The following is a 13387-nucleotide window of genomic DNA, read 5'->3' on the forward strand; positions in this document are numbered from 1 at the left end:
CCCATGGCCACTGCGATCCGCGCACAGGTCCACCGCGGCATGGTCCGGATAGCCGGTGGCGATTTCAGCATGGGTTCGGAGGGTTTCTTCCCCGAGGAGCGGCCGGTGCATCGGGTGCGAGTCGATTCGTTCTGGATCGACCCGCACCCGGTGACCAACGCCGCCTTCCGGCGATTCGTCAAGCAAACCGGATACATCACTGTCGCCGAGCGCATTCCGGCGGCCGAGGACTACCCGGATGCGGAGCCGGCGGACCTGACACCGGGCGCGCTGGTGTTCCGGCCCACCTCGGGTCCGGTGTCGTTGGACAACTGGCGCCGCTGGTGGCGGTACGTTCCGGGAGCGAGCTGGCGCCATCCACACGGACCCGGCAGTACGCTCGACGGGCTCGATCGTCACCCGGTCACCCAGGTCGCCTACGAGGACGCTTCGGCCTACGCGGCCTGGGCCGGCAAACAGCTGCCCACGGAGGCGGAATGGGAGTACGCGGCCCGCGGCGGACTCGATTCGGCGACCTACGCCTGGGGTGACGAATTCGAACCCACCGGCCGGCGCCTGGCCAATGTCTGGGTCGGCGCCTTCCCCTGGAAGTTCCATCCCGGCCGAGGGCAGACGTCCACACCCGGCACCACGGCGATCGGCACCTATTCGCCCAACGGCTACGGCCTGTACGACGTGACCGGCAACGTCTGGGAGTGGACGGTCGACTTCTTTCACCCCGGGCACTCGGCGTCGTCCTGTTGCGCGCCACGCAACCCACAGGTGGACACACCCGAAGTCGAAGCGGCGCAACGCTTTCCGCGCCGCGTGGTCAAGGGCGGCTCGTATCTGTGCGCGGCCGACTACTGTCTGCGCTACCGCCCGGCCGCCCGGCAGGGGCAGACCGAGGACACCGCCACCTGCCATCTCGGATTCCGTTGTGTCGTGCGCGACGAAGGTCCGTGACGAGTGGTGCGGCAGAACCGAACTCGCTGATCAGTTCTCGATGTCGCCGTCGAGGTAGACCCACGCCCCGCGGTCGCGGCGGAAGCGACTGTTCTCGTGCAGCTGCCCCGCCCTGCCGTGGGCGCGGTAGTGGGCACGGAACTCCACCGTGCCCTCGGTGTGGAACGGTCCCCCGCCGGTCGTGCCGAGGATCTCGAGCCGGTCCCAGCGCAGTCCCGGGTCGAAATCCACATCGGCGGGCCGGGTTTCGGGGGCCCAGCTGCGCAGCAGATACGCCTCGTCCCGCACCGCGAACGCGCTGAAGCGCGACCGCATCAGCTGTTCGGCGGTGCCCGCGCTGACCTCGCCGCGGTGCAGGCGCCCGCAGCAGTCGGCGTAGGCGGCGGGCAGCCCGCACGGGCAGTCCTCGGGCACGGGACGGGGGGTGCGGCGCTTCGACATGGGCTCAAGCGTAGAAGCTGCGTCCGGTGGGTCCACCGGACACCGACCAGACCTCGACGATCCGCCCGTTCTCGAACCGCAGGATGTCGGTACCGCTGATGTCGCGCACGACGGTGCCGTCCGGATCGACGATCCGGGCCCCGTAGGGCTGGGCGACTAGTCCGGTTCGGCTGTCGGCCATGTCGACGACGGGCACGCCCTGCGGGGCGTACTCCAGGCCCGGCCGTTCGGCGCGGAACGCGTCGACGACGGCGGCGAGGGCCGCGGGGTCGCGGACGTCGTCGAAGGCGGACGCGCCGGGCTGGGCGTAGCGGAGGGTGAATTCGGGCGCCATGATCTCGGCGGCGATGGCGAGGTCGCCGTTCCAGAGGGCGGCCCAGCGGTTGTACAGGTCGATGGCGTAGTCGCGCATCCCAACTCCATAGTCTCATTGATACGGTATGACGGGAATGAATGTATAGTCTCAGCGATACCGTGTCAACCCGAGAGGAGTTGCCGAATGACCGACCTCGGCCCGCAGGACCACATCGTGCTGGGCCTCATCGCCCGGCACGGCCCGCTGACGCCCTACGACCTGAAGGTCCGCCTCGAGGAGAGCGTCGACAAGTTCTGGCCCATCCCGCACGCCCAGCTCTATCGCGTCCCGCCGCGCCTGGCCGAGCAGGGCCTGCTGCACGAGGAGGCCGAGGAGAGCGGACGCCGCCGCCGCGTCTTCCATCTCACCGAAGCCGGCCGCGCCGAACTCACCCGCTGGCTGGGCGACCCCACCTCGCCGCCGCCGGAGACCCGCGATCCCGCGCAGCTGAAACTGTTCTTCGCCGACCTCGGCGAGCCCGGTGACGTGGTGGCACTGGCCCGCAATCAGGCCGCCGAGCATCGCGGCTGGCTGGAGCTGTACCGGACGCTGTACAGCGAGATCGATCCGGACGACAGCGAGCGCGCGACCTCCCGCGCCCGCGTGCTGCGGCTGGGCATCATGCACGAGCAGGCGTACGTGGACTACTGGGAGGAGTTGGCCGCGAACCCGGACGAAACGCCCGGTTCGCGAGAGTGATCGCCCGCAGGGCAGGTGACAGTGATTGCCCCACAGGGCATTACGACGCGTGCACGACCGGGAGCACCGGACTGGCCGACACGGTGGTGGAGACGCCGGCCCGCTGGTTCCGGCCGGGGTCGGCGGTGGCCGGATGCTCGCCGCGATAGATGACGACGGCGAGCACACCCACCGTCCCGACCAGCGCGGCCACGAACACGGCCGAGCGCAACCGCTCGAGCGCGCCGGGTCGATGCCCGGATTCCGGCAGGGCCGCGAAGGCTGGCGGCGGAAAGGTCGAGCCGTACGGGTCCGTCATGCGTACGACCGTATTGACGACACCCACAGGATGACAAGCGAACGTGCAGCAAATTTTCCGGGGCGAGGCGGACCGGGCAGAGTATACCCAGTTCACCCTCCGTTCCGTGACCTGAAACTCAGTCGTCCTCGCCGAGCACGACCGCGTAAGCGAAACCGTCCCAACCCTTTCCGCCAACGGTCTGCAGTACGCTCCCGTCCAATCGTGGCTCGGCGGCGATCAATTCGATGACCTCCCGGCTGGCCCGCACCGCCGCATCCGCCGACGCCGCGTCGGCGATACCACCATTGCGGACCACATTGTCGACGATGATCACCGACCCGGGCCGGGTCAGCCGCAGGGCCCACCGCACATAGTTGGCGTTGTTGACCTTGTCGGCATCGATGAAGACCAGATCGAACGGTTCCGGCTGCTCCTCGGCCAGCACCGGCAGCGAGTCCAGCGCCGCGCCGACCCGGATGTCGACCCGCTCCCCCACCCCCGCGCGATCCAGATTGTGGCGCGCCACCTCGGCGTGCTTCGGCTCGTATTCGAGGGTCACCACCCGGCCGGCCTTCCCGACGGCCCGTGCCAGCCAGGTGGTGCTGTATCCCCCCAGCGTGCCGACCTCGAGTACGCGCCGCGCCCGCACGGATTTCGCGATCAGATACAGGAACTTGCCCTGCGGCGGCGAGACGTCGATGGCGGGCAGCCCCGCCTGCGCGTTCGCCCGCAAGGTTTCCGAATCCTCGTCTCCCACCAGGGTTTCGACGAGATAGTGATCAACTTCGGCCCACTCGGCAGTCGTCATATCCGAAGTCTGCCACCGCCTCCGGCGCACTCCCAGCATTGCGCTCACGCCGAGAGATTTCCCACTCGGGAGCCGGGCGCGCGCCCGCCGCGCCCGGCGCCGGCTCCGTTCAGAACAGGAAGTACCGCTGTGCCATGGGCAGTTCGGTGGCGGGCTGTTCGGCCCACACCTCCCCGTCGATCCGGACGGTGAAGGTGTCCGGCTCCACCTCGATGCGGGGCATGGCGTCGTTGTTGGGGAGGTCGGCCTTGGTGCGGCTGCGAACATTGGCCACCGGCACCAGTTTCCGGTTCACCCGCAGCCGGTTCGCGAGGCCGTCCTCGATGGCCTGCTCGGACACGAAGTGCAGCGAGGTGCCCGCCGCCACGCTCGGCGCGGCCCCGAACATCGGGCGCGGCAGTACCGGCTGCGGAGTGGGAATGGACGCGTTGGCGTCGCCCATGGCGGCCCACGCGATCGTGCCGCCCTTGATGACCGCGTGCGGGCGGACCCCGAAGAAGGCGGGCTCCCACAGCACCAGGTCGGCCAGTTTGCCCACTTCGACGGAGCCGATCTCGGCGTCGAGGCCGTGCGTAACCGCCGGGCAGATGGTGTATTTCGCGACGTAGCGCCGCACCCGGTTGTTGTCGGCCGCACCGTCGCCGGGCAGCGCGCCGCGACGGCGCTTCATGACGTGCGCGGTCTGCCAGGTGCGCATGACCACCTCGCCGATGCGGCCCATGGCCTGTGCGTCACTGCCGATCATGGAGATCGCGCCCAGATCGTGCAGCAGATCCTCGGCCGCGATGGTGGAGGGCCGGATCCGGCTCTCCGCGAAGGCCAGATCCTCCGGAATGGACGGGCTCAGGTGATGGCACACCATGAGCATGTCCAGATGCTCGTCGAGGGTGTTGACGGTGTGCGGCCGCGTCGGGTTGGTGGAGCTGGGCAGCACGTTGAGATGCGCAGCGACGGTGATGATGTCGGGTGCGTGCCCGCCGCCCGCACCCTCGGTGTGATACGAGTGGATGGCCCGGCCCCGGATGGCGGCGAGCGTGTCCTCCACGAATCCGGCCTCGTTCAAGGTGTCCGAGTGCAGCGCCACCTGCACGCCGGAGGCGTCGGCCACGGTGAGGCAGTGGTCGATGGCGGCCGGGGTGGTGCCCCAGTCCTCGTGCAGTTTGAAACCGCCCGCGCCGCCGCGCAATTGCTCCCACAGCGCGTCCTCGCGCACGGTATTGCCCTTGCCCAGCAGCAGGATGTTCACCGGCCAGGAGTCGGTGGACTCCAGCATGCGGGCCAGATGCCAGGCGCCCGGGGTGACGGTGGTGGCCTTGGAGCCCTCGGCGGGTCCGGTGCCGCCGCCGACGAGGGTGGTGATGCCGCCGGCCATGGCCTCGTCGAGGATCTGCGGGCAGATGAAGTGCACGTGGCAGTCGATGGCGCCCGCGGTGACGATCCGGCCGTTGCCGGCGATGATCTCCGTCGAGGGCCCGACCACCAGGTCCGGGTGCACCCCGCTCATGGTGTCGGGGTTGCCGGCCTTGCCGATGGCGACGATGCGGCCGTCACGGATACCGATGTCGGCCTTGATGATTCCCCAGTAGTCGACGATCACCACGCCGGTGATGACGGTGTCCGGGGTGCCCTCGGCGCGGGTGGCGCGGGCCTGGCCCATGGATTCGCGCAGCACCTTGCCGCCACCGAAGACGGCCTCGTCACCGGCGAGACCCGGTCCGCCGCTGCGGTCCTCGGTGATCTCGATGAGCAGATCGGTGTCCGCCAGGCGGATTCGGTCGCCGGCGGTGGGCCCGAACAGTTCGGCGTAACGGGCGCGGGACAGTTCGGCCATCAGGCATCCAGCTTTCCGGGTGGGGTGAGGCTGATTCCGTGCACCTCGCGGGCGCCGCCCAGCGGAACCAGCGAAACCCGCTGCCCCAGACCGGGTTCGAAGCGCACCGCGGTGCCGGCGGGAATGTCGAGGCGGCGGCCGCGGGCGGCCGCGCGGTCGAATTCGAGGGCGGTATTGGCCTGCGGGAAGTGCACGTGCGAGCCGACCTGAACCGGCCGGTCACCGGTATTGACCACGTCCAGTTCGATGCGTTCCGCGCCCGCGTTGAGCTCGATCGTGCCTTCGGCACAGAGGTATTCGCCAGGAATCACGGCCGTCATCCGATCGGGTGGTGGACGGTGACGAGCTTGGTGCCGTCCGGGAAGGTGGCCTCGACCTGGACGTCGTGGATCATCTCCGGGATGCCGTCCATGACGTCGTCGCGGGTGAGCACGGTGCGGCCCGAGGCCATCAGCTCGGCGACGGTGCGGCCGTCGCGCGCCCCCTCGAGCACGTGATCGGTGATGATCGCGATCGCTTCCGGGTGGTTCAGTTTGAGTCCACGGGCCTGTCGCCGCCGGGCCAGCTCGGCCGCGTAACTCAGCAGCAGGCGCTCCTGCTCGTGCGGCGACAGTCGCATTCGGACTCCTCGTCGAATCGCGGGGACGGATCGTCGGTCATTCTGGCACGACCTGCGTTACCAGCATGTTTCGGTGATATACGATCCGCGGACGACGAGTTCCGGCGCGGCGATTCCGGTTCCGCGCCTTCAGTTCTGGGGGTTGAGGTTCTGCAGCCGGACCTGACCGCGCGCCACCGTCCGGTCCTGTTCGTCGGTGATCACCACCTGCCACAGCTGCTGCGAACGCCCGCGATGGATCGGGCTCGCGACACCGGTCAGCTTGCCCTCCCGCACCGCGCGCAGGAAGTCGGTGTTGTTGTTGACGCCCACCACGGTCCCGCGATCGCCCAGCCAGGCGCCGGCCGCCACGCTGGCGAGGGTCTCGATGACCGTGCAGTACACGCCGCCGTTGACGATCCCCGCCGGCTGATACTGCTGCGGCGTCACCACCCACTCCGCGGCCACCCCGTCACCGCTCAGCGCGGTGAACTTCAGTCCCAGCAGGTCGGTGAAGGTGCCCTCGCTGAACTTGTTCATCAGCTCCGGGGTGATATCGGCCAGGGACTTGATCGAGGAGAAGTCGTCGCTCATTGCTCCACGTTCGCACGCGGGATCTCGGTCCGGACCGCCGGGTCGGCGCCACTTGTCTAGTTAGGTAAGCCTGACCTATACTGGCTTCGGCGTCAGGATCGAGCGAGGCCCCGAGGGCTGCGGTGGCCCCGATCCCCTGCCGGTGGTGGGTTCCGTCGGACGACGGAACCCACCACTTCGTCTTCTCCGGCCATGCCCCACAGCAGGCGGATCCATCCCGGGTATCGGGCGCTCTCCACGTCGTAGAGCTGCAGATCGAGCGCGACCCCGGTGGCCACTTCCCGTTCCGAGCCGATCAGCGCGCGGCCTCGACCTCGAGGCCCCAGCGCACCGCGGTGGTGGCGGCGACGGTTCGGTTGGGCGCGTTCAGTTTCCGCAGGATGCGTTCGATATGGGTGGCGATGGTGGAGGGTTCGACGCCGAGGTCGGCGGCGATCCGGGCATTGGATCCGCCCGCCGGGAGCAGCGCGAGGACCTCGAGTTCGCGCAGGGTGAGCGCGTGCGGCGGGTCGATCCGGCGGTAGGCGACCCGGGTGCCGCCGGAGCGGGCCGGGCGCATCCGTGTGCGGTAGACCTCCCCGCCGGCGATCAGGAGATGGTCACGCGGACAACCGGATTCGGCCACCGACCGCGCGAGCTGGAATCCGGCGGTACCGGCCGCGAACAACCTCGCTGTGGCGAACTCCGTCACCGCGTGCACGTCATTCCCGGGGCCGACGAGCACCACCGATTCCCCGGGATCGACCGCGGTCTCGGGGCTGCGGCACGGATCGAGCGCCGCGCCGACCACGTCGGCGAGCAGGGCGAGCGCGGTCATCGACGACCGCGAGAACGGCACGCCCGCAGTGCCACTCATGTTCAGCATGCCCAGGTAGCGGCCGTCCACGCCGAACAACGGCTGGGTGAGGCCCTGCCGGTAACCGAGCGGCACGATGACCCGTTCGAACACCGGTCCGGAGCGGGCCGTGGCCGGAACCGCACCCAGTTCGAGGGGTACCCGCTCGTCGCGGAGCCGCGTGAACATCGGGTGCGTGTGCAGGCAGGTATCGATGACTTCGAGCGCACCCGGCGGATAGCCGACACCGGCCGCCGTGCGGTGCACTCCGGCGACCGGATCGAACCGTGACAGCGCCGCGTGCTCGAAGGCGACGACCCGCGACAGCTCGAACAACACCCGGCCCAGACCCGGCCGGTCCGGTGTCGCCGCCGCGATCGACGTCCGGACCCGCAGGGCGACGGCCGGGTCCAGACCCTCATCAGATGCGGCAACCATCCGGCCAGTATGACGCCGGTCACGATTCCCGCGGCCACGGGACGGTGTGCGGACAGCACCCGGACCGCCGAACCGCGTCCGTCGATCGACGGATGCCGCACCCGGCGCGGCGACCTACGTTCTGGCGCACCAGCACACAGCACCGGGAGGTTTCCGATGGATATCGCCGACTACGCGGCACACGACGCGACCGGTCTCGCCACCCTCATGCGGCAGGGACAGGCCGGGGCCGCCGAGGTCCAGGCTGCGGCGGCGGCCGCGATCGCCCAGGTCGATCCCCAGCTCGGGGCGGTCGTGGGCGAGGTGTTCGAGCGGCCGCTGGACTACGACCCGTCCGGTCCGTTCGCCGGCGTGCCGTTCGCGATCAAGGATCTGATCATCCACGCGGCGGGCGTGCCGCAGCGCAATGGCAGCCGGTTGTTCGGCGAGGGTGTGGCGCACCCGCACGACACCGCGCTGATGGCCCGCTTCCGGCGCGCGGGCCTGGCCACCATGGCGGTGACCACCTCCCCCGAGCTCGGTTTCAACGCCACCACCGAGGCCCGCGCCTATGGTGCGCCCACCCGGAATCCGTGGGATCCGGCGCGCAGCGCGGGCGGATCCAGCGGTGGCGCAGCCGCCTTGGTGGCTGCCGGGGCGCTGCCGGTCGCGCACGCCAATGACGGCGGCGGATCCATCCGTATCCCGGCCGCGGTGTGCGGACTGGTCGGGCTGAAGCCGAGTCGCGGACGGGTCTCCGCCGCACCCGATTACGCCGATCCGCTGCTCGGCATGGGTGTGGAGTTCGCGGTCACCCGGACGGTGCGGGACTGCGCGGGCCTGCTCGACGCCGTGCACGGCAGCGAACCCGGGGACAAGTACCTGTTCCCCGCCGAGCCGGCCGACTTCCGCACGCTCATCACCCGGCCCGCGCCCATACTGCGCATCGCCGTGACCGCCGACCTGTCGCAGGCCGATCCGGACTGCGCGCGGGCGGTCGCGGACGTCGCCCGCGAACTGGCCGACATGGGGCATCAGGTCGAACTGGCCGATCCCGCTGTCGATTACGAGGCGTTCCACCGCGCCAACCTCGACGCCTGGTGCAGTTTCCTCGCCGACGCCGTCACCACCGCCGCGGCCGCGCTGGGCGTCACGCCGGGCGCCGATCACCTCGAGGCCACCACCCGCGCCTGTGTCGCCTACGGCGCCACCCGCACCGCGGCCGATCTGTACGCGGTCGAGTCGACCTTCAATACGGCTCGCCGCGCGGTGGCCCGGCTGCTCACCGACTACGACCTCTACCTCACCCCCACCACCGCGCGCCCGGCGCTGCCGCTGGGCCACCTCGACGCCGACGATCCGGCGCTGACCGCGCCCGAGTGGTGTCGCAAGATCTTCGAATTCGGCTCGTACACCGCACTGTTCAATGCCACGGGCAACCCGGCCATCTCGCTGCCGCTGGGCCGATCGGCCTCGAACCTTCCGGTCGGTGTGCAGTTCGTCGCCGGCTACGGCCGGGAGGCCACCCTGCTCGCGATCGCCGCCGACCTGGAGCGCCGACTCCCCTGGCACCGGCGGCGCCCCGGGATCCACGCACACTGATCCGGCGCCCGAAAACCCTGCGACGGCACGGCGGTGGGTTTGCGAGGATGGCGCGGTGACCGCGACCGCTCCCCCGATCTTCCACGGCGACTTCGAAGCCCACCTCACCGTGCGCGCGACCGATGCCGGACGCCTCGAACGGTACGCCGCCGCACAGGGATTGAAGTTCGTGCACATCGTGCTGGAGCGCGGCCGCGTCATCGACCAGCCGATGCTCACCGTCCACGCCGCGGGATCGCTTCCCGCGGTTGCGGATTCGGTAGCGGCGCTCACCGCGCGCCTCGGTGCCGCGGGATTCGAGGTGGTCCGCACCAAGATCGAGGCGACACCCTGGGCGGCAGGCGTGCCCGCCACCGATGACGCCGCCGTCGCATTGGGTGCCGGCTACTACTTCGAGCACCACATCAAACTGCTGCTCACACCCGGCACCGAGGTGCGCGCACTCGCCCGCCTCGCCACCGCCCACACCGCACACCTGTCCGCCAATGCCCGCCGCACCCGGCCCGACGGCCGCACCGAGCGGTTCGTCACCCAACGCTGCCGCCTGGTCGGCGACGCCACCGCCACCGCCCGCCACACCGCCCTGCTGACCGCGCTGCGAGCGAACAACTACGAAGTACTCTCCGCCGAACGTGAATTCGTCGTCCTCGACACCGACGAGTCGATCGACGCCGGCTGGATCACCGAGGGAGAGAATCGGCCATGACGACCACCCCGTGGACCGCCCTGGGGCCCGGCCCGTGGAAGCCCACCGCCGTGGTCCCGGCCCAGCCGCCGTCCCCAGCGGACAGGGAACTACGCGACCTGCCCCGCACGCTGCTGCCGGTCGCCGGCGACGGCGTCCAGCAGCGGCCGGTCTTCGATCCCGCCATGGCGGAGCATCGCATGGGAATGCGCTTGAGCGAACCGCACTTCGACGACGCGGACCTGGCCGCGGGCTGGTTCGCCGCTCGCCGTGACGCCCTCGATGCCGTGCTGGCGGCCATCGCCGATTCTCCCTGGACCGACCACCTGGTATTGCGCGGCAGCGTCGTGCTCGGCGCCTGGTTCGGCGACCTGGCCCGCGAGCCCGGCGACGTGGATTTCATCGTGCTGCCCACCGAATGGGAGTTCCACAGCGACCTCACCGACAGCATGCTCGCCGATATCGCTGCCCGGGCGGCCGCGGCCGCCGAGGCCTCCGAGTCGATCCGTCTCCACGCCGGCGAGGCCGTCGATGCCGACATCTGGACCTACGACCGCGTCCCCGGTCGCCGTCTGGTCGTGCCCTGGACCGCCCTCGATGCCCGGATCCCCTCCGGCACCGTGCAATTGGACTTCGTGTTCAACGAACCCCTGCCCGAACCGCCGCGCTGGACCGAGATCCCTCGCCTGGGCCGCCCCGGCCCGGCCGCCGCCATGCTCGCGGCCGGCCCGGAACTGTCGCTGGCGTGGAAACTGCTGTGGCTCACCGACGACCGCTTCCCCGAGGGTAAGGACCTCTACGACGCCGTCCTGCTCGCCGAGCACTGCACGCCGACGCCGGAACTGCTTCGCGCGGTCACCCCGGACACCCGGTTCATCCAGCTGTGGCAGATCGCCATCGACGCCGACTGGGCCGAGTTCGCGAAGGACCGCCCGGACCTGGCGGACCAGCAGGACGCCTTCGCCCGGCGGCTGACCGAAGCCCTCGCGCCGGCCTTCCCCCCGGAGGAGGTCGGCGAGCAGCGCTGACAGGGATTGCCGCTCATGCGCTGAATTTCTGTGACCGGTGGGCGGGGCGCGGCTGGAGAGGGCGGAATCGGCAAGACGGCGTTGGCCGACGCACGCTGCAAGGCATTTCCGCGGTGTCCGCGCAGGAGACCGTTGTCATTCCGGGACCCGGCGGCGTCTACTCGTCCTGCAGCTGAACGCCACCAGTAACCAGGACCAGGCCGGGGTGCTGCAGTCGGCCATCGACCAGCAGATCACCATCACGGTCTGAGGAGCGAGGCCCGGCAACGCAGCAGGGCCGGTGTCCGTCTCCTGACCCCGATCGAGACCGGATCCGGTCTCGACCGGCCGACGCCAGGTGCGGGTCGGGCCTACCTGATGCAGGCCCGGCGGACCGGTAGACCGCGGTCCTCCAGCACGGCGAGCATGGCCTGGCCGCGGCGCGCGCCTTCCGAGGACGAGGTGCGCGACAGCGCGGGCACGTAGGTCGCCGCGCCCACAACGGATTCCGCGACCAGGCCCCAGAAGCGGCGGACGCCCAGACCCGAGCAATGCGCCATCGCCTCCTGGACCAGGGACAGGGCCGGCAGGCAGCGGTGGGCGAGCCAGACGTAGAGCGCCGGCTCACAGGGCAGGGCCACGACGCCGTCCTCGCCGGTGAGGAGGTCGCCGTCGATCACGCGGATCGTGGTGTCGGACAGGCCCGCCCAGTCGATACCGCCGTCGTTGTCGGTGTGGATCCACAGGTTCTCCAGGCCCGGATCCCAGGCTCGGCCCTCGGACACCACCATGGCCATCACCCGTCCGATCACCGCGTGGATGAGCGCCGTGGCCACCACCTCGGCCGCGATGTCGGCATTGCTCATCTCGGCCGCGTGCCGCCGGTACATCATCTCGATCCGCCCCTCGCGGATGCCGTCGGCGAGCCGCCACCAGCGGCGTTTGCCCTGGTCGGCCATGGCGGCGACGGCGTAGACGCGCGGGTGTTCGGGTTGCAGGGCGCGCAGGCGGGAACAGGCCGTCCCGAAGGCGAGCCGGGAATCGCGCGGCGGACACACGGTTACGGGTTCGAGCATCGAACCTCCTCATTCATCGACTATTCGGCCAATGCAGGGGCAATGAGCACGGGAAGGTAGGTTAGGCTTACCAGACTTATCGAAGCAATGAACGCGTCAGGAGTAGTTCGTCACCGTGCCCGCCGTAGTCACCACCAGACGGCGACGTCTGTCCGGACTTCTCGTCCTCGCCGCCCTGCTGCTGTGTGCCATCGCGGCCAGCATTGCCCTCGGCTCCCGGAATCTGAGCCTCGGGACCGTGTACGACGCGCTCATTTGCCCTGGTGGACTGCCACTCTCGTGTCCCGCGGACGGCTCGGCCGCCCAGATCGTGCGCGAATTACGCCTTCCGCGAACAGGACTCGCCCTGGTCGCCGGACTCGCGCTCGGCATGGCCGGAGCCCTGATCCAGGGCTACACCCGAAACCCGCTGGCGGACGCCGGATTACTCGGCATCAATGCGGGCGCGGCCTTCCTGGCCGCGCTGAGCATCCACCTGCTCGCCCTCACCACGCCCGCGCAGTACATCTGGTTCGCCTTCGCGGGCGCGCTGCTCGCGGGCCTGGTGGTGTTCGGCGTCTCCTCGCTCGGGGGCGGCCGGGCGAGCCCGCTCAGCCTGGTCCTCGCCGGCGCGGCCGTCACCGCGTTCCTGCAGGCCATGACCAATATCGTTGTCCTGCTGGACGGCACGGCGCTCAATACCTACCGCTACTGGGTGGTCGGCGACGTGGCCGGGCACGACGCCTCCACCTTCGGTCAGGTGCTGCCGTTCCTCGCGCTGGGCGCGATCCTGGCCCTGGCCTCCGCCCCCGCCCTCAACCTGCTCGGCCTCGGCGATGAGGTCGCCCGCGGTCTCGGCGTGAACGTCACCCGCAGCCGGGCACTCGGCCTGGCCGCGGTCGTCCTCCTGGCGGGCGCGGCCACCGCCGCCGTCGGACCGATCGCCTTCCTCGGCCTGATCGTCCCCCACCTGGCACGCGCCCTCACCGGCCCCGATTACCGCTGGCTACTCCCCTTTTCGGGCCTGCTCGGCGCCCTGGTCCTGCTGCTGGCCGACACCGCCGGCCGCCTCATCGCCCGCCCGGGCGAACTCCAGGCCGGCGTCACCCTCGCCGCCCTGGGCGCACCCTTCTTCATCCTTCTGGTCCGCCGCCGAAAGCTGGTGAGCCTGTGACTCTTCCGACACCTCCCAATGCCACCCGCAGCGCAGTGAGCCCCAGCCACCCCACGGCAAA

General features: G+C 70.2%; 16 protein-coding genes. 6 read left to right on the forward strand and 10 right to left on the reverse strand.

Going from position 1 to position 13387, the window contains the following annotated elements; all coding sequences use genetic code 11:
• The first annotated feature begins 3 nt into the window (after positions 1-3).
• On the forward strand, positions 4-945 hold the full coding sequence (locus ACWEQQ_RS17745; protein ID WP_452348924.1) for a formylglycine-generating enzyme family protein: 942 nt from the start codon (positions 4-6) through the stop codon (positions 943-945).
• A gap of 30 nt (positions 946-975) precedes the next feature.
• Here the strand turns inward: ACWEQQ_RS17745 and ACWEQQ_RS17750 are convergent, their stop codons facing one another.
• Positions 976-1386 (reverse strand): YchJ family protein, encoded by a 411-nt coding sequence (locus tag ACWEQQ_RS17750; protein WP_452342089.1) that lies wholly within the window; start codon positions 1384-1386, stop codon positions 976-978.
• 4 nt (positions 1387-1390) lie between these two features.
• A complete protein-coding gene (locus tag ACWEQQ_RS17755; RefSeq protein ID WP_452348925.1) occupies positions 1391-1798 on the reverse strand; it encodes a nuclear transport factor 2 family protein in 408 nt (135 codons plus the stop codon).
• 87 nt (positions 1799-1885) lie between these two features.
• Between ACWEQQ_RS17755 and ACWEQQ_RS17760 the strand changes: the two genes are divergently transcribed.
• Positions 1886-2440, forward strand: coding sequence for a PadR family transcriptional regulator (locus tag ACWEQQ_RS17760; RefSeq protein WP_452342087.1), 555 nt, complete (start codon positions 1886-1888; stop codon positions 2438-2440).
• Positions 2441-2480: 40 nt separating this feature from the next.
• On the opposite strand, the gene ACWEQQ_RS17765 is transcribed toward ACWEQQ_RS17760, so the two are convergent.
• The 7 genes from ACWEQQ_RS17765 to ACWEQQ_RS17795 all read right to left on the reverse strand — a co-directional run bounded on the left by ACWEQQ_RS17765 (position 2481) and on the right by ACWEQQ_RS17795 (position 7824).
• Entirely contained in the window at positions 2481-2738 is a 258-nt protein-coding gene (locus ACWEQQ_RS17765; protein WP_452348926.1) for a hypothetical protein, read from the reverse strand.
• Between the two features lie 118 nt (positions 2739-2856).
• Positions 2857-3528 carry an O-methyltransferase gene (locus tag ACWEQQ_RS17770; protein WP_452348927.1) on the reverse strand — a complete coding sequence of 224 codons (672 nt, stop codon included), beginning with the start codon at positions 3526-3528 and terminating at the stop codon, positions 2857-2859.
• Between the two features lie 109 nt (positions 3529-3637).
• Positions 3638-5359: an urease subunit alpha gene (locus ACWEQQ_RS17775; protein ID WP_452348928.1), complete on the reverse strand. Its 1722-nt coding sequence runs from the start codon at positions 5357-5359 to the stop codon at positions 3638-3640.
• Positions 5359-5670 (reverse strand): urease subunit beta, encoded by a 312-nt coding sequence (locus tag ACWEQQ_RS17780; protein ID WP_452342083.1) that lies wholly within the window; start codon positions 5668-5670, stop codon positions 5359-5361. Before ACWEQQ_RS17780 ends, ACWEQQ_RS17775 begins: the two co-directional genes overlap by 1 nt.
• A 5-nt stretch (positions 5671-5675) precedes the next feature.
• Positions 5676-5978, reverse strand: a complete 303-nt coding sequence (locus ACWEQQ_RS17785; protein WP_326310528.1) for an urease subunit gamma — start codon at positions 5976-5978, stop codon at positions 5676-5678.
• 129 nt (positions 5979-6107) lie between these two features.
• Complete coding sequence (locus ACWEQQ_RS17790; protein ID WP_452342081.1) at positions 6108-6551, reverse strand: PaaI family thioesterase; 444 nt, start codon at positions 6549-6551, stop codon at positions 6108-6110.
• A 295-nt stretch (positions 6552-6846) separates the two neighbouring features.
• Positions 6847-7824, reverse strand: a complete 978-nt coding sequence (locus tag ACWEQQ_RS17795; protein ID WP_452348929.1) for a LuxR C-terminal-related transcriptional regulator — start codon at positions 7822-7824, stop codon at positions 6847-6849.
• Between the two features lie 156 nt (positions 7825-7980).
• Here ACWEQQ_RS17795 and ACWEQQ_RS17800 point away from each other — a divergent pair, with 156 nt between their 5' ends.
• The 3 genes from ACWEQQ_RS17800 to ACWEQQ_RS17810 are packed head-to-tail and all read left to right on the forward strand — an operon-like array spanning position 7981 to position 11118.
• Positions 7981-9405: an amidase gene (locus tag ACWEQQ_RS17800; RefSeq protein ID WP_452348930.1), complete on the forward strand. Its 1425-nt coding sequence runs from the start codon at positions 7981-7983 to the stop codon at positions 9403-9405.
• Positions 9406-9460: 55 nt separating this feature from the next.
• Positions 9461-10111, forward strand: a complete 651-nt coding sequence (locus ACWEQQ_RS17805; RefSeq protein ID WP_452348931.1) for a hypothetical protein — start codon at positions 9461-9463, stop codon at positions 10109-10111.
• Positions 10108-11118, forward strand: a complete 1011-nt coding sequence (locus ACWEQQ_RS17810) for a nucleotidyl transferase AbiEii/AbiGii toxin family protein (RefSeq protein WP_452348932.1) — start codon at positions 10108-10110, stop codon at positions 11116-11118. The genes ACWEQQ_RS17805 and ACWEQQ_RS17810 overlap by 4 nt, the downstream gene beginning before the upstream one ends.
• 350 nt (positions 11119-11468) lie before the next feature.
• Here the strand turns inward: ACWEQQ_RS17810 and ACWEQQ_RS17815 are convergent, their stop codons facing one another.
• Positions 11469-12173 (reverse strand): hypothetical protein, encoded by a 705-nt coding sequence (locus ACWEQQ_RS17815; protein WP_452348933.1) that lies wholly within the window; start codon positions 12171-12173, stop codon positions 11469-11471.
• A 115-nt stretch (positions 12174-12288) separates the two neighbouring features.
• Between ACWEQQ_RS17815 and ACWEQQ_RS17820 the strand changes: the two genes are divergently transcribed.
• Complete coding sequence (locus ACWEQQ_RS17820) at positions 12289-13326, forward strand: FecCD family ABC transporter permease (protein WP_452348934.1); 1038 nt, start codon at positions 12289-12291, stop codon at positions 13324-13326.
• Positions 13327-13387: the final 61 nt, after the last annotated feature.

It is taken from the genome of Nocardia sp. NPDC004123, assembly GCF_053603795.1.